The organism is Bradyrhizobium tropiciagri (genome assembly GCF_001189845.1).
In the GTDB taxonomy this organism is placed as follows: Bacteria; Pseudomonadota; Alphaproteobacteria; order Rhizobiales; family Xanthobacteraceae; genus Bradyrhizobium; species Bradyrhizobium tropiciagri.
Genome location: NZ_LFLZ01000019.1, coordinates 1 through 15,293 on the forward strand (window position 1 = coordinate 1; position 15,293 = coordinate 15,293).

The following is a 15,293-nucleotide window of genomic DNA, read 5'->3' on the forward strand; positions in this document are numbered from 1 at the left end:
CCGCGTGCGGGGAGAGGTCGGATCGCATGCAGCGAAGCGGAATGCGTCCGGGTGAGGGGGAGTTTCCGCAAACGCAGCTGTCACCGCGTGTGGGGAGACAGCCCCTCACCCCAACCCTCTCCCCGTAAGAACGGGGCGAGGGAGCGCACCGTCTTCGTGGCTCTTCAGCGTGCCGCTATTCGGCCGCAATGCTGGTCGGCACCGGGATGCCGACCTTGGGCCGCGCCTTCGCCGCACGGCTCTTCTTGCTGAAGCGGCTGCCGGCCAGCAGCGCGGCGGCGGCGCGCAGCTGCTCGCGCAGCCATTGATTGGTGGTGTCGCCCTCGGCGGTGGCATGCCAGTAGAGATAATTGACGTGCGGGCTGATCGGGAACGGGCAGGGGAAGCACTGCAACAACCCGGGATCCTCCAGCACCGAGGCGGCGCTTTCCGAGGCCGTCAGCAGCATGTTGCTGCGGCTCACGACATGGCAGGCGGTCGCAAAATTCTGGCAGGTCAGGCGGACGGTGCGCGTCAGGCCGAGGCGCTGCAACTGAAAATCCTCGAACGACACGCCGCTGCGCCGCGACGTCACGCAGACATGCTCCATGCGCAGGTAGGCCTTCTTGTCGAGCCGCGCGCCGAGCTCGGGATGGCCGCGCCGGGCAAACACCGCGATATGCTCGGTCAGGATCTGCTCGCGCCGCACCTCGGTCGAGAGCGGCAACAGCGTATCGATCGCGACGTCGAGCGTGCCGGCGGCCAGCTCGCGCTCCAGATTGTTGCGCTCGCTGCGCACGGTGGCGATCTCGACCAGCGGCGCGACCGCGCTGATGCGGTTGATCAGCGCGCTCAGCATCGGCGCTTCGAGATTGTTGCGCAGCCCGATCACGAAGCGCTTCGGCGTCCTCGCCGGATCGAAGCGGTTGGTGTGGGTCAGCGTCGTCTCGAGGCCGTTGAGCGCCTGGCGCACCGTCGTGATGATCTGGCGCGCCAGCGGGGTCGGCGTCATCACGTGATGGCGGCGCACGAACAAGGGATCGTTGAACATTGTGCGCAGCCGGCTCAGCGCATGGCTCACCGCGGGCTGCGTCAGGTTGAGACGGAAGCAGGCGCGGCTGACGCCGCCCTCGGAATAAATCGCGTCGAACACGACGAACAGGTTCAGATCGATATCGCGCACATGCATGGAAATAATCAATCCGTATCCGTCGAATGCATTTGACGAATATGAGTTGCCACTCTTAAAGTCTCAAGCAAAATAATACCTGGAGGAAACGATGAGCGTGCAATCGCCATCGCGCGGCGTTGCTGTCCCTGCGGCATCATCTCGCTCGGGCTCAATGTTCGCAAAGCCGAGCCAGGAGCAGATCGTGCTCCTGATCACGATCGCGCTTCTGGTGGTGTTCGGCCTGACGCTGAACGGCTTTGCCACCGTCTCCAACCTGCTCAATCTGTTGCGCAGTATTTCCATCCTCGGCGTGCTCGGCCTCGGCATGGGGCTGATCGTGATCAGTCGCGGCATCGACCTCTCCGAGGTCGCGATCATGGCGGGTTCCTGGGCCATCGCGCTGATCTATATGCAAAATGGCATGCCCGTTTTCACGGCAGTGCTGCTGGCGCTGGCAATTGCGGTGCTGATCGGCGTCGTCAACGGCGTGATGGTCGCCTTCGTCGAGGCGCCGGCGCTGTTCGTGACGCTGGCCGCCGGCTTCGTGATCTATGGTCTCGCGTTCTGGATCGCGCCGGCCTGGGTGGTCTACGCGCCGAAGGATGCGCCGGGCCTGATGTATCTCGGCGCCGGACGGCTGTTCGGCGTCCCGGTTCCGATCCTGGTGTTCGCGGCCTGTGCGATCGCGATGCATCTGTTCCTGTCGCGCACCTCGATCGGCCGCTTCATCTATGCCCAAGGCGACAATCCGGAGGCCGCGCGGCTGACCGGCATTCCGCTGCGGCCGCTGATCGTGCTCGAGCACGTGCTGGTTGCGCTGCTCGCCTGGATTGCAGGCCTGGTCTGGGTCGGCACCACGGGCAGCATGCAGATGGCGATCACGCAGGGCACCATGATCTTCGACGTCGTGCTGGTCGTCGTGATCGGCGGCATCAGCCTGATCGGCGGCCGCGGCAGCGTGTTCAGCGTCGTGGTCGGCTGCATCCTGATCGGCACGTTGCTCAACGCCTTCACCATCATGGACGTCAACAGCGAGGTGCAGAACATCATCAAGGGCGTGGTGCTGCTGGCGGCGATCGTGCTCGATAACTGGCTGCACCCCCGCGACGAGGAGACCGCGCGGCAAGGGGACTGAAGCAAGGCGACTGATGCGAGTGTCCCCCGCGCCAAAATCAATCATAACAATTCCAAATCAATCAAAAGAATTTCTTGTGGAGGAGACGATGAAGACGACGAAGTTCTGGACGATCCTGCTCGCCGGCGTGGCGCTTGCCGCAATGCCGTTCGCGGCGTCGGCGCAGGAGGAAGGCACCAAGGCCGGGCGCGAGTTGCGCGCCGCCTACGACAAGTCGCTGCAGGGCAAGACCGTCGCCTATCTGCCGATCGCGCTCGGCGTGCCGTTGTCCGATGAATGGGGCCGCGTGGTGCAGGAAGAGGCCGAGTGGCGCGGCATGAAATACGTCGTGCGCGATCCCAACAACAATCCATCCGCCATGCAGCAGGCGCTGACCGCGCTGGTCGACCAGAAGCCCGATGTGCTGATCGTGCAGAACCCGAGCGTGACGCTGCTGATGAAGGACCTCAAGCGCGCCGAGGCCCAGGGCACGCATGTGATCCAGGTCAACATGGCCTCGAACTACAAGTCCGGCGCCTTCGTCGGCGTCGACTGGCGCGAGATCGGCAGGTTGCTCGCGAACGAGGCCGTCAAGGCGTGTGGTACCGGCTCCGGCAAGTCGGGCAAGGTGCAGATCGTGCAGGGCGAATTGACCGCGGCCGCCAGCGTCGACCAGGTCGGCGCGATCATGGAAGTCCTGAACAAGGATCCCAACATCAAGGTGGTGTCGAACCAGGCGGCGAACTGGGACGCCAACACCGCGCTCAACATCACTGCGACCGTGATCCAGCAGCATCCCGACCTCTGCGCCTCGATCGGCTTCTGGGGCATCATGGAGTCGGGCGCCGCGCAAGCGATCCGCAACGCCGGCAAGATCGACGACGTCAAGGTGTTCGCCTCGGGCGAGGGCTCGCAGCTCGATTGCGACCAGGTCACATCGGGCAATTTCAGCAAGTTCCTCAGCTACAAGGCGACCGAGCAGGGCCACGATCTGATGTTCGCGGCCGAGACGCTGCTGATGTCCGGCGACAAGCCCGGCACGAAGAACCTGTCCTATTACACGCGGCCGATCTGGATCGATAAGTCGAACGCCTCGCTCGGCGGCACCTGTTTCGCGCTACCCAAGAAAAATTAACAAGGCGCGGGGACAGCCGGCGCGGGGGGCATTCCCGCGCCGGCTGTATCACGAGCATGATCCGGAAAAGTGGAAGCCGGTTTTCCGAACAGATCATGCTCAAAAGAGAGACGAGATCACGGTGTGATGTCTCGCATCATGATCGAGGAGTGCTTTGACGATGTCGATGGCCGTTGATTCCTTTGCCGCATCGGTGCGGCGGTTCTCACCCCGGCTCCTGCTGTCGGAGCTGTTGCTGAAACAGTGGTTCGAGCCGGTCGTTCCGTTCACCGTGATGATCGGGCTGTGGGCCTATTTCGCACTCACCATTCCCGACTACGCCTCGGTGCAGAACTCCGTGTCGCTGCTGCGGCTGTTCGCCGAATTCGGCTTTGTTGCGCTCGCGATGGGCTTCTGCCTCGTCACCGGCGGCATCGATCTTTCGGTCGGCGCGATCTTCGCGCTGTGCAATTTCGCCGCGCTGTATTTCCTGCTGGTGCGCGAGTGGCCGGTCGGCCTCGCGGTGCCGGCGACGCTGCTGGTCGGCGCGCTGCTCGGCAGTATCAACGGCTTTTTGATCGGCTTCCTGAAGACGCGGCCGTTCCTGACCACGCTGGTGACGCTGATCATCCTGCGCGCCTCGGTCAATTTGCTCAACACCAGCTATGCCCAGGTGTTCGCGACCAACTCGATCGACAGCGACGCCTGGGATTTCATCGGCGGCGGCAGCGTGCTCGGCATTCCCGTCAATGCGGCGACGCTGTTTGTGGTGCTGCTGGTCTGCCACATCTTCCTGTCGCGCTCGCGCTATGGCTGGCATCTCACCGCGATCGGCGCCAGCCGCAAGGCGGCGCGCCATGCCGGCATCCGCGTCCGCCTGATGCTGTTCATGACCTATGTGCTGTCCGGCACGCTGTGCGCGGCGAGCGGCATTTTCTACGCCGCGCGGCAGGCCTCGACGGATTCCACAACCGGTGTGGGCTGGGAATTCCAGGCGCTGACCGCGGTGGTGCTCGGCGGCGTGTCGCTGGCCGGCGGCAAGGGCACGGTGTGGCGGGCGATGATCGGCGCGCTGATCATCTTCCTCTTGATCAACGGCCTCGTGCGGATGGGCATCCCGGGCTACGTGACCTCGGCAGTGACGGGCATGATCCTGCTCGCCGCCGTCGGCATCGACGTCAAATGGTCGAAGAACCGCGGCAAGGCGATCCAGAAGATCTACGTCAATCCGGCCTTCGTGCCGCTCGCCTCGGCGCCCGCGGTGCAGCCCGGCGCGGCCTCGCCCTATGCGCAGAACGACCGGCTGATCAAGGCGCAGGCGATCGGCGTCGATCAGGTCGAGGGGCCCGAGGACGTGATCCTCGACCGCCAGGGCCGGCTCTACGGCTCGACCCGCGACGGCAATGTGATCCGCTTCTCCGGGCCGAACTTCGAGACCCGCGAGGTGTTCGCCCATATCGGCGGGCGGCCGCTCGGCATGCAGTTCGATCGCGACGAGAATCTGATCGTCGCGGTGGCCGGCATGGGCGTCTATGGCGTCGCGCCCGACGGCCGCATCTTCAAGGTCACCGATGAGACCAACCGCACCTGGTACAAGCTGAACGACGACAGCCGCCTGCGCATGGCCGACGATCTCGACATCGCGCCCGACGGCAAGATCTATTTCAGTGACTGCACCACGCGTTACGAGATGACCACCAACACCCTCGACATCCTCGAGGGCCGGCCGAACGGCCGCGTGGTCTGCTACGATCCGGCGACCAAGACCACGCGCACCGTGATCAACCACTTCTATTTCCCGAACGGGATCTGCGTCTCCCATGACGGCAAGTCGATCCTGATTGCGTCGACGTCGCTGTGCAAGGTGTTCCGGCACTGGATCGCGGGACCGAACAAGGGCAAGACCGAAGTGCTGATGGACGAGCTGCCGGGCAACCCCGACAACATCAACCGCGCCTCCGACGGCACCTACTGGCTGGCGCTGGTCGGCATCCGCACCCCGACCTTCGACCTTGCCGCGCGAAAGCCCGGCTTCCGCCTGCGCATGGTCAAGCAGGTGCCGACCGACGAATGGCTGGCGCCCGCGCTCAACCATGGCTGCGTGCTGAAGTTCAACGAGAAGGGCGAGGCGCTGGAGTCGTGGTGGGATCCGACCGGCATCTCGCATTCGACCCTGACCTCGATGCGCGAGCACCAGGGCTATCTCTATCTCGGCGGGCTCGAGAACAACCGGATCGGCCGCATCAAGCTCGACGGCGTCGACGACAGCTGGACCGGCTACGACGCGTACTGGGGTGCCAAAAGCAGGGTGACGACGTAATGGGATTCTTCGATCATCTGCTGCGCGACATCCGCAGCGTCGTCGACCGCGATGGCGGCCAGAACGCGATCCCGCCGCTCGACGGCGCACTCAGCCCGAACGACCGGCTCGACACCGCCGTGCCGATCGGCGAGCCGCTGCCCGGTGTCGACGACGTCATCGCCGCCGGCGACGGCGGGATCTATGTCTCCGCCGGCCGTCAGGTGCTGAAGCTCAGCGGTGCGGATTTCTCGACCCGCACCGTCATCGCCGAGTTCGAGGACGACGCCGGCGGACTCGCGCTGCATCCGGACGGCCGCCTCCTGGTCTGCGTCGCGGGGAGGGGGCTCGCCGCGATCGATCCCGCCAAGCCCGTGCCGCGCTGGCTGGATGCAGTCGGCGGCAGCGCGCTCACCGGGCTGTTGTCGGTGACGGCAGCGCCCGATGGCCGCATCTATGCCGTCGAAGGCAGCATCGGCCGCCGACCCGGCGAGTGGCGGCACGATTTGATGGAGAAGCGCGCCAATGGCCGCCTGATCTGCTGCGGGGCCGGCCTCGACAATCCGCAGGTGCTGCTGCGTGACCTGCCATATCCCTACGGCGTGCTGGTCTCGGCCGACGGCAACAGCCTGTGGCTCACCGAGAGCTGGGCGCATCGCCTGAGCCGGTTCGCTCTCACAGCCAACGGGCTTGGCTCGCGGGAGACCGTCGCCGCCAATATGCCGGGCTATCCGGCGCGGCTGCATCCGGATGGCCGTGGCGGGCTGCTGCTCGGCATGTTCGCGCGCCGCACCCATCTGATCGAGTTCGTGCTCAAGGAAGACGATTTCCGCGAGGAGATGATGGCGACGATGCCGCCCGAATACTGGGTGGCGCCGGCGCTGGTCGGCGGCAGCGATTGCCTGGAGCCGATGCAGATCGGCAGCGTCAAGGCGCTCGGTATCCAGAAGCCCTGGGCGCCGCCGCGCTCCTATGGCCTGCTCGTGCATCTCGATGCCGAGGGCGATGCGACCGACAGCCTGCACAGCCGCGCCGGCGGCCGCTTTCACGGCATCACCGCCGCTTGCGCAACGCCATCGGGGATCGTCATCGCGGCGCGCGGCGCCGGACGGCTGCTGCGCTACACGGGAGACCTGCGATGAATGACGGCGTGATGCAGGCGGCGACCGCGACCCAGTCGGCAGCCCGCGAACCGGTGCTGCGGATCAGCAACGGCTCCAAGATCTATGGCGGCGTCCACGCTATCGAGGGCGTCAATTTCGACCTCTATCCCGGCGAGGTGCACGCGCTGGTCGGCGAAAACGGCGCCGGCAAGTCGACGCTGTGCAAGGCGATCGCGGGTGCGATCAACCTCACCTCAGGCGACTACCTGCTCGACGGCAAGCCTGCCAATTTCGAGCAGCCGCGCGACGCGCTCGATGCCGGTATCTGCATGGTCTATCAGGAGACCAGCCTGGTGCCGACCATGACCGCGGCGCAGAACATCGAGCTCGGCAACGAGAAGCTGCTGACGCGCTTCCGCACGCTGAACATCCAGGCCCAGCAACTGTTGCAATCGCTGAATTTCCATGTCGACCCGGCAACGCCGGTGGCGCTGCTCGGCACCGCCAAGAAGCAGATGGTGGAGATCGCGCGTGCGATCTACAACAAGGCGCGCATCATCATCTTCGACGAGCCGACCGCGTCGCTGACGCCGGAGGAGATCGTCCACTTCTTCCATCTGGTGCGCGACCTGCGCGCCCGCGGCGTCTCGATCATCTACATCTCGCACGCGCTGGAGGAATCGCTGCAGATCGCCGACCGCATCACCGTGCTGCGCGACGGCAAGCTGGTGATCACGGCGCCCGCCAAGCAGCTGAGCCGCGATGCGCTGGTGCAGCACATGGTCGGCCGCGAGGTGGCGCAGGCGGTCTATGGCGGCAAGGCCAAGACCCATCAGCGCCGCGAGAAGGTGCTGACGGTCGAGAACGTCACCATGGGCATGGCGGTCAAGAACATGTCGTTCTCGGTCTATGCCGGCGAGGTGGTCGGCATCGCCGGCCTGATCGGCTCCGGCCGCACCGAGATCGCCAAGATCATCTACGGCGCGCTGAAGCGCAACCTGGTCAACGGCGGCACCATCCGGCTGCGCGGAAAACCGATCCGCTACCGCGTGCCGCGACAGGCGATCAATGACGGCATCGCCTACATCACCGAGGATCGCAAGGCGAACGGCTTCTTCGAGACCATGGTGGTCGACGACAACGTCTATATCGGCAGCCTTGCCACAAGGAAGGGCTGGAGCTTCCTGTTGTCGCGCGCGAAGCGCAGCAAGCTCGCCAACTACTGGGTCGATCGGCTCAAGATCAGCGCCTTGCAGCGCAAGGCGCGGATCATCGAACTGTCCGGCGGCAACCAGCAGAAGGTGGTGCTGGCCAAAACCTTGGTGCAGGAGCCCTCGATCATATTCTTCGACGAGCCGACCCGCGGCGTCGATGTCGGCACCATCCCGCATATCCATGGCGAAATCCGCCGGCTCGCCGACGAGGGCAAGGCGGTGGTGGTGATCTCGTCCTATCTGCCGGAGATCCTCGCCGTCTCCGACCGCATCCTGGTCGCCCGCACCGGCCGCATCGTCGCCGAGTTCGACGCGGCGGATGCGACCCAGGACAAGATCCTTTACGCCGCGGTGCATTGAGGGCCGCGACTTTCCCCATCGTCATTCCGGGGCGTGCGAAGCACGAGCCCGGAATCCATTGAACCGCAGCTTCGGTGGTTGAATGGATTCCGGGCTCGACGCTTCGCGCCGCCCCGGAATGCCAGGAACAAGCCGCATTCCACACTGTCATCGCCCGCGAAAGCGGGCGATCCAGTACGCCGCGGCCTATCAGTGTGATCACGGCCGTCTCTGGAATACTGGATCGCCCGGTCGAGTGCCGGACGATGACGGAGTGGATCGGGCCGATCCTGCCCTTGACAATTATTTTAAGTATAAAATATTATCCACTGATCGGCTCCGCTGGAGAAGACGCCCCCGGCCGCCGAAGCCAGAGCATGATCCGAAAAAGTGGCAACCGGTTTTTCGAGAAGATCATGCTCAAACCGAAAGGCGAGAACGCCATGCGCATCGTATGCATTGGAGGCGGGCCGGCCGGGCTCTACTTCGGCATCCTGATGAAGATGCTGGATCCCACGCACGTGATCTCCGTGGTCGAACGCAACCGGCCGTATGACACCTTCGGCTTCGGCGTGGTGTTCTCGGATGCGACCATGGACAACATGCGCAAATGGGACCCGGTCACCGCAGACACGATCGAGCAGGCCTTCAACCACTGGGACGACATCGAGGTCTTGATCAAGGGCCGCCGCATGCGCACCACCGGGCACGGCTTCGTCGGCATCGGCCGCAAGCGGCTGCTCAACATCCTGCAGGCGCGCGCCGAGGAACTCGGCGTCGAACTGATCTTCGAGCGCGAGGTGAATTCCGATCTCGAATTCCCCGATGCGGACCTGATCGTGGCGTGCGACGGCGTGAATTCGAAGATCCGCGCCAAATACACCGAGGCGTTCCAGCCCGACATGCTGATGCGGCCGAACCGCTACATCTGGCTGGGTACCAACCGTCCTTTCGACGCTTTCACCTTCGACTTCCGCAAGACCGAGCACGGCTGGTTCCAGGCGCATATCTACAAGTTCGAGGAAGGCGCGGCGACCTTCATCGTCGAGACCACCGAGGAGGCCTATCTCGCCCACGGCCTCGACAAGATGGAGCAGGGCGACTCCATCGCGTTCTGCGAGAACGTCTTCAGTGAGATCCTCGAGGGCCATCATCTGGTCTCCAACGCGCGGCATCTGCGCGGCTCGGCGTGGCTGTCGTTTCCGCGGTTGATCTGCGGCAAGTGGACCACGTTCAACGGCAACAGCCATGTCGTGCTGATGGGCGATGCCGCCCACACCGCGCATTTCGCGATCGGCTCGGGCACCAAGCTGGCGCTGGAAGATGCGATCGAGCTCACCAACCAGTTCAAGATCCACGGCGCGGCCAAGGACAGCATTCCCGCCGTGCTCAGGGCTTACGAGGAGCTGCGCCGCGTCGATGTGGCGCGGATCCAGAATGCCGCGCGCAACGCGATGGAATGGTTCGAGGTGGTCGGCTCGCGCTATGCCGACACGCTTGAGCCCGAGCAGTTCATGTATTCGCTGCTGACCCGCTCGCAGCGCATCAGCCACGAGAACTTAAGGCTGCGCGACAAGACATGGCTTGAGGGCTATGAGCGCTGGTTCGCGGAGCGCAACGGCGTGCCCGCTACCAACGACCGTGTCACGCCGCCGATGCTGACGCCGTTCCACATCCGTGGCCTGTCGCTGCATAACCGGATCATCGTGTCTCCGATGGCGATGTATTCGGCCGAGGAGGGTGTGCCCAACGACTTCCACCTCGTGCATTTCGGCTCCCGCGCGCTCGGTGGCGCCGGCCTGTTGTTCACCGAGATGACCTGCGTCTCGCCGGAAGCGAGGATCACGCCCGGCTGCTGCGGTCTGTGGAACGACGCGCAGGCGGCGGCCTACAAGCGCATCGTCGACTTCGTGCATCGCAATTCGGAAGCGAAGATCGGCATCCAACTCGGCCATGCCGGCCGCAAGGGCTCGACCCGCGTCGCTTGGGAGGGCATGGACGAGCCGCTGCCGGATCATAACTGGCCGCTGGTGTCGGCCTCGCCTGTGCCTTATCTGCCCGACGGCCAGGTGCCGGAGCCGATGAGCCGCGCCGAGATGGACGAGGTGCGCGACCAGTTCGTTGCCGCGGCCCGGCGCGGCGCCGCCGCGGGCTTCGATATTCTCGAGCTGCATTGCGCCCACGGCTATCTGCTGTCGAGCTTCCTCTCGCCGCTGACCAACCGCCGCACCGACGACTACGGCGGATCGATCGAGAACCGCGCGCGCTATCCGCTGGAAGTGTTCCGCGCCGTCCGCGCGGTGTGGCCGGAGGACAAGCCGATGTCGGTCCGCCTGTCCTGTCACGACTGGGCCGAAGGCGGCAACACGCCCGAGGATGCGCTGGCCTTCGCAAAGCTGTTCAAGGCAGCGGGTGCGGACCTGATCGACTGCTCGTCCGGCCAGGTCTGGGCCGACGACCATCCGATCTATGGCCGGCTCTACCAGACGCCGTTCGCCGACAAGATCCGCAACGAGGTCGGCATCGCCACCGTCGCGGTCGGCGCGATCTCGGAAGCCGATCACGCCAATTCGATCATCGCCGCCGGTCGCGCCGATCTCTGCGCCATCGCGCGGCCGCATCTCGCCGATCCGGCCTGGACGCTGCACGAGGCGGCGAAGATCGGCGTCAAGCGGATCGCCTGGCCGAAGCAATATCTGTCAGGCAAGTCGCAATATGAGGCCAATCTCGAGCGCGCCGCGGCGGGAGGGAAGGCATGACACGCTTCTGGCCCGACGCCCATGCGCTGGTGACCGGCGCCGGTTCCGGCATCGGCGCCGCGACGGCGATCGCACTCGCAGCGGCCGGTGTGCGCGTCAGCATCGCCGGGCGCCGGATCGATGCGCTGAAAGCGACCGCGGCGTCGCTCGGCCAACGGGCTGGTACCGTCGTGTCGATCGACGTGACAGACGAAGCCGCGGTGACCAAAGGTGTCGCTGAGATCGAGGCCGAGGCGGGACCGATCGATATTCTCGTCAACAATGCCGGCAAGGCCGGCAGCGCGCCGTTCGACAAGACGAATACGGCGCTGTGGGCCGATATGCTGGCGAGCAACCTCTCCAGCGTGTTTCTGGTGACGCAGGCTGTGCTGCCTGGGATGGCGCAGCGCGGCCGCGGGCGCGTGATCAACGTCGCCTCCACCGCCGGCCTCACGGGCTACGCCTATGTCTCGGCCTATGTCGCCGCCAAGCACGGCGTCATCGGCCTGACGCGCTCGCTGGCACTGGAATATGCCCGGCGCGGCGTCACCGTGAATGCGGTCTGCCCCGGCTACACCGATACGCCGCTGGTGGCGGATGCCGCCGCCAACATCGTCGCCAAGACCGGACGCAGCGAACAGGAAGCGCGCGCCGCACTGGCAAAAGTCAATCCGATGCAGCGGCTGGTCACGCCGGAGGAGGTCGCCGACAGCATCCTCTGGCTCGCCTCCGAGGGCGCATCGTCAATCAACGGACAAGCCGTCGCGATTGCCGGCGGCGAAGTCTTTACCGGGTGAAGGAACAACTCATGTCCGAGATGAAAGCAAAGCTCCGGCCGTTCAAGGATTATCCCGCAAAGCACTTCCGCTGGTCGACTGACGCGAGCGACCGCGTTGCGACCATTACGCTGAACCGGCCGGACAAGAAGAACCCGCTGACCTTCGAGTCCTACGAGGAGCTACGCGACCTCTTCACCAATCTCAAATATGCCTCCGACGTCCGCGCCATCGTGCTGACCGGTGCCGAGGGCAATTTCTGCTCCGGCGGCGACGTGTTCGAGATCATCGAGCCATTGACGCGGATGGCGATGCCGGACCTGCTCGCCTTCACCCGAATGACCGGCGAGGTGGTGCGCGCGATGCGCAAATGCCCGCAGATCATCGTCGCCGCGATCGACGGCATCTGCGCCGGGGCAGGCGCGATGCTGGCGCTGGCGTCTGACCTGCGGCTGGCGACGCCGCAGGCCAAGACGGCATTCCTGTTTACCCGGGTCGGCCTTGCCGGCGCCGACATGGGCGCATGCGGATTGCTGCCGCGCGTGATCGGGCAGGGCCATGCCGCCGATCTGCTCTATACGGGGCGCGCGATGAGCGCCGACGAAGGTTTTGCATGGGGCTTCCACAACCGTCTGGTCTCCCCGGCCGAGCTCGCCGCAGCCGCGCACGAACTGGCGCGCTCGCTCGCGGACGGGCCGTGGTTCGCGCATGGCGTGACCAAGACGATGTTCAACCAGGAATGGGCGATGGGCGTCGACGAGATGATCGAGTCCGAAGCGCAGGCGCAGGCGATCTGCATGGTGACCGGCGATTTCCGCCGCGCCTTCGAGGCCTTCGCCGCCAAGCAGAAACCCGCGTTCGAGGGCAATTGAGATGATCGAGATCCTGCAACCGGAAGGATGGGCGAAGCGATCGGCTACGCCAACGGCATGGCCGCGCGCGGCAAACAGATATTCATCGCGGGCCAGATCGGCTGGAATGGACAATGCGTGTTCGAGACCGACGATCTCGTGGCGCAGATCGGCCAGACCCTGCGCAACATCGTCGCGGTTGCCGCCGCCGGCGGCGCCGGGCCTGAGCACATCGTGTCGATGACCTGGTTCCTGCTGGATCGCAAGGAGTATTCCGCGCGGCTGAAGGAGATCGGCGCCGTCTATCGCGACGTGATCGGCCGGCGCTTTCCGGCGATGACCGCGATCCAGGTTGCCGGCCTGATCGAGGACCGCGCGAAAGTGGAAATCCAGGCCATTGCGGTGGTGCCAGATTAGCGGAGGCGCAATCCTGTTGGTCCCGTCATCCTGAGGTGCGAGCGGAGCGAGCCTCGAAGGGTGAACGGCCCGGTCGGTGCCCGTCGACCCTTCGAGACGCCGCTTCGCGGCTCCTCAGGGTGACGGAGATGGAGGGGAAGGCGCTGTGAGAACGTTAATCCTAAGCCAAAGCAAGGCAGGCCGGTCCAAGCCCGGACGACAAACCCGCTTGCGGCGAGACAAGCGGGCATGCGACCTTAGGCCAAAGCGTAAAACGTCCTGTTGTGAGTGGAGTAAGGGACGATGAAGGCGATTATCGTCGGAGGCGGAATCGGAGGCCTCACCACTGCGCTGATGCTGCGCTCGCGCGGCATCGCTTGCGAGCTGTACGAGCAGTCGGAGACGATCCGCGAGCTCGGCGTCGGCATCAATACGTTGCCGCATGCGATCCGCGAGCTGGCGGGGCTCGGCCTGCTCGACAAGCTCGACGACGTCGCGATCCGCACCTATGAGCTGTTCTATCTGACGCGGCATGGCCAGCAGGTCTGGCACGAGAAGCGCGGGCTCGACGCCGGCCATGACGTGCCGCAATTCTCGATCCATCGCGGCCGCCTGCAAAGCGTGATCCATCAGGCCGTGATCGACCGGCTCGGCGCCGATGCGATCCGCACCGGCTGCCGGCTCGGCTCGTTCACGCAGGACGAGGGCGGCGTCTCGGCCTATTTCTTCGATCGCAGCGGCGCCCACGTGCACACCGCCCGCGGCGACATCCTGATCGGCGCCGACGGCATCCACTCCAAGGTGCGCGAGACGCTGTTCCCAGGCGAGGGCGGGCCGTGCTGGAACGGGCTGATGCTTTGGCGCGGTGCCACCGATTGGCCGGCCTTCCTGACCGGACGCTCGATGATCATCGCCGGCGGGCTGAACGCCAAGGCCGTGATCTATCCGATCGCGCCGGGCTCGAGCCCGGCGAGCCGTCTCACCAATTGGGCGGTGCTGGTGCGGATCGGTGACGGCTCCTCGCCGCCGCCGCGCCGCGAGGGCTGGTCCAATCTCGGCCGGCGCGACGAGATGATGCCGTATGTCACGAGCTTCACGATCCCGCAGGTCGACTTCACCGGCCTGATCAATGCGACGCCGGAATTCTGGGAGTATCCGTGCTGCGATCGCGATCCCTTGCCGTATTGGTCGAGCGGCCGCGTCACACTGCTTGGTGATGCCGCGCATCCGATGTACCCGGTCGGCTCGAACGGCGCGTCGCAGGCGATCCTCGATGCGCGCTGCCTCGCCGACATGCTGGCGCGATCGGAGCATCCGCGCCAGGCGCTGGCGGCCTATGAGCGGCAGCGGCTGCCGATGACCGCCGACATCGTCGCCTCCAACCGCCGCGGCGGGCCGGAGGGCGTGATCGACGCCGTCGAGCAGCTCGCGCCGCAAGGCTTTACCGACGTCGACACCATTCTCAATTACGAGGCGCGCGAGGCGATCGTGCGCGGCTATGCCGCCAAGGCCGGCTTCGCCGCGCGCGTGGTGGCGCGGCAGTAGGTCGAGCCGAGACGATTTCTTCTCTTGGTGAGGCAGCAATTTCCGACCGTCACCCTGAGGAGGCCGCAACGCGGCCGTCTCGAAGGGTCGACGGCCACCAGCGGGGCCGTGCATCCTTCGAGACGCCGCTTCGCGGCTCCTCAGGATGACGGAGCATGCTACGCCGGAGGCGGCGGCAGGAAGTGGATGTTGTGCTCGGCGGCGAGCCGCACCACGTCGTCCGGGTTCTGCTCCTTCATGTTGTGGATCGCCCAGAACAGGTCGTAGAGCCGGCGGGTCGGCGACACCCAGAACAGCGTCTTCGCCGTCTGCTGCGACTTGTTGAAGATGCCGTGCGGCTTGCCCATCGGCAGGCGCACCAGGTCGCCGGGCGTCGCGGATTCGTCGGCACCGTCGAGCATGAAGTCGAGCTTGCCTTCGAGGATATAGAGATACTCGTCCTGGTCGGGATGGATGTGCGGCGGCACGAAGGTGCCGGGCGGGAACGTGGCGTGCCAGGAGAACGAGTGTTCGGTGCGGCTCTTCGGCACGTAGGTCTGACCGAGGATGCCCCAGGAAATGCCCTGGATGCCTTCATTGGCGCGGGTGATGCCGGCGATCTCGTCTTTCATCGTCATGTTTCCCTCTCTTTTGTTTGACGCGTTTTCTTCACGC

The 15,293-nt window shown here is 65.3% G+C and carries 11 protein-coding genes and 1 pseudogene; 10 read left to right on the forward strand and 2 right to left on the reverse strand.

Going from position 1 to position 15,293, the window contains the following annotated elements:
- Positions 1-175: 175 nt before the first annotated feature.
- The gene (locus tag AKN84_RS16965) at positions 176-1,168 is read right to left on the reverse strand and encodes a LysR family transcriptional regulator (protein WP_050421833.1); all 993 of its coding nucleotides are present in this window, start codon (positions 1,166-1,168) and stop codon (positions 176-178) included.
- Between the two features lie 91 nt (positions 1,169-1,259).
- Between AKN84_RS16965 and AKN84_RS16970 the strand changes: the two genes are divergently transcribed.
- The 10 genes and pseudogenes from AKN84_RS16970 to AKN84_RS17015 all read left to right on the forward strand — a co-directional run bounded on the left by AKN84_RS16970 (position 1,260) and on the right by AKN84_RS17015 (position 14,639).
- Positions 1,260-2,285 (forward strand): ABC transporter permease, encoded by a 1,026-nt coding sequence (locus AKN84_RS16970; RefSeq protein WP_244485221.1) that lies wholly within the window; start codon positions 1,260-1,262, stop codon positions 2,283-2,285.
- Positions 2,286-2,373: 88 nt separating this feature from the next.
- Entirely contained in the window at positions 2,374-3,399 is a 1,026-nt protein-coding gene (locus AKN84_RS16975) for a sugar ABC transporter substrate-binding protein (protein WP_157863313.1), read from the forward strand.
- Between the two features lie 160 nt (positions 3,400-3,559).
- Positions 3,560-5,698: an ABC transporter permease gene (locus AKN84_RS16980; RefSeq protein ID WP_050421836.1), complete on the forward strand. Its 2,139-nt coding sequence runs from the start codon at positions 3,560-3,562 to the stop codon at positions 5,696-5,698.
- A complete protein-coding gene (locus AKN84_RS16985; RefSeq protein WP_050421837.1) occupies positions 5,698-6,819 on the forward strand; it encodes an SMP-30/gluconolactonase/LRE family protein in 1,122 nt (373 codons plus the stop codon). Before AKN84_RS16980 ends, AKN84_RS16985 begins: the two co-directional genes overlap by 1 nt.
- The gene (locus AKN84_RS16990) at positions 6,816-8,354 is read left to right on the forward strand and encodes a sugar ABC transporter ATP-binding protein (protein WP_244485223.1); all 1,539 of its coding nucleotides are present in this window, start codon (positions 6,816-6,818) and stop codon (positions 8,352-8,354) included. The genes AKN84_RS16985 and AKN84_RS16990 overlap by 4 nt, the downstream gene beginning before the upstream one ends.
- A gap of 422 nt (positions 8,355-8,776) precedes the next feature.
- Positions 8,777-11,092: a bifunctional salicylyl-CoA 5-hydroxylase/oxidoreductase gene (locus AKN84_RS16995; protein WP_050421916.1), complete on the forward strand. Its 2,316-nt coding sequence runs from the start codon at positions 8,777-8,779 to the stop codon at positions 11,090-11,092.
- On the forward strand, positions 11,089-11,868 hold the full coding sequence (locus tag AKN84_RS17000) for an SDR family NAD(P)-dependent oxidoreductase (RefSeq protein WP_050421838.1): 780 nt from the start codon (positions 11,089-11,091) through the stop codon (positions 11,866-11,868). Before AKN84_RS16995 ends, AKN84_RS17000 begins: the two co-directional genes overlap by 4 nt.
- 11 nt (positions 11,869-11,879) lie before the next feature.
- Entirely contained in the window at positions 11,880-12,719 is an 840-nt protein-coding gene (locus AKN84_RS17005) for an enoyl-CoA hydratase family protein (protein ID WP_050421917.1), read from the forward strand.
- Between the two features lies 1 nt (position 12,720).
- Positions 12,721-13,115 (forward strand): annotated as a pseudogene (locus tag AKN84_RS17010) (RidA family protein).
- A gap of 282 nt (positions 13,116-13,397) precedes the next feature.
- Positions 13,398-14,639 carry a flavin-dependent oxidoreductase gene (locus tag AKN84_RS17015; RefSeq protein ID WP_050421839.1) on the forward strand — a complete coding sequence of 414 codons (1,242 nt, stop codon included), beginning with the start codon at positions 13,398-13,400 and terminating at the stop codon, positions 14,637-14,639.
- Positions 14,640-14,797: 158 nt separating this feature from the next.
- Here the strand turns inward: AKN84_RS17015 and AKN84_RS17020 are convergent, their stop codons facing one another.
- Positions 14,798-15,250 (reverse strand): cupin domain-containing protein, encoded by a 453-nt coding sequence (locus AKN84_RS17020; RefSeq protein ID WP_050421918.1) that lies wholly within the window; start codon positions 15,248-15,250, stop codon positions 14,798-14,800.
- Between the last annotated feature and the right edge of the window lie 43 nt (positions 15,251-15,293).

What these genes read in the sequence shown, in the direction of transcription:
- AKN84_RS16965 (WP_050421833.1), bottom strand. Translation starts at nt 1,168, where the DNA reads ATGCATGTGCGCGATATCGATCTGAACCTGTTCGTCGTGTTCGACGCG.
- AKN84_RS16970 (WP_244485221.1), top strand. Translation starts at nt 1,260, where the DNA reads ATGAGCGTGCAATCGCCATCGCGCGGCGTTGCTGTCCCTGCGGCATCA.
- AKN84_RS16975 (WP_157863313.1), top strand. Translation starts at nt 2,374, where the DNA reads ATGAAGACGACGAAGTTCTGGACGATCCTGCTCGCCGGCGTGGCGCTT.
- AKN84_RS16980 (WP_050421836.1), top strand. Translation starts at nt 3,560, where the DNA reads ATGTCGATGGCCGTTGATTCCTTTGCCGCATCGGTGCGGCGGTTCTCA.
- AKN84_RS16985 (WP_050421837.1), top strand. Translation starts at nt 5,698, where the DNA reads ATGGGATTCTTCGATCATCTGCTGCGCGACATCCGCAGCGTCGTCGAC.
- AKN84_RS16990 (WP_244485223.1), top strand. Translation starts at nt 6,816, where the DNA reads ATGAATGACGGCGTGATGCAGGCGGCGACCGCGACCCAGTCGGCAGCC.
- AKN84_RS16995 (WP_050421916.1), top strand. Translation starts at nt 8,777, where the DNA reads ATGCGCATCGTATGCATTGGAGGCGGGCCGGCCGGGCTCTACTTCGGC.
- AKN84_RS17000 (WP_050421838.1), top strand. Translation starts at nt 11,089, where the DNA reads ATGACACGCTTCTGGCCCGACGCCCATGCGCTGGTGACCGGCGCCGGT.
- AKN84_RS17005 (WP_050421917.1), top strand. Translation starts at nt 11,880, where the DNA reads ATGTCCGAGATGAAAGCAAAGCTCCGGCCGTTCAAGGATTATCCCGCA.
- AKN84_RS17015 (WP_050421839.1), top strand. Translation starts at nt 13,398, where the DNA reads ATGAAGGCGATTATCGTCGGAGGCGGAATCGGAGGCCTCACCACTGCG.
- AKN84_RS17020 (WP_050421918.1), bottom strand. Translation starts at nt 15,250, where the DNA reads ATGAAAGACGAGATCGCCGGCATCACCCGCGCCAATGAAGGCATCCAG.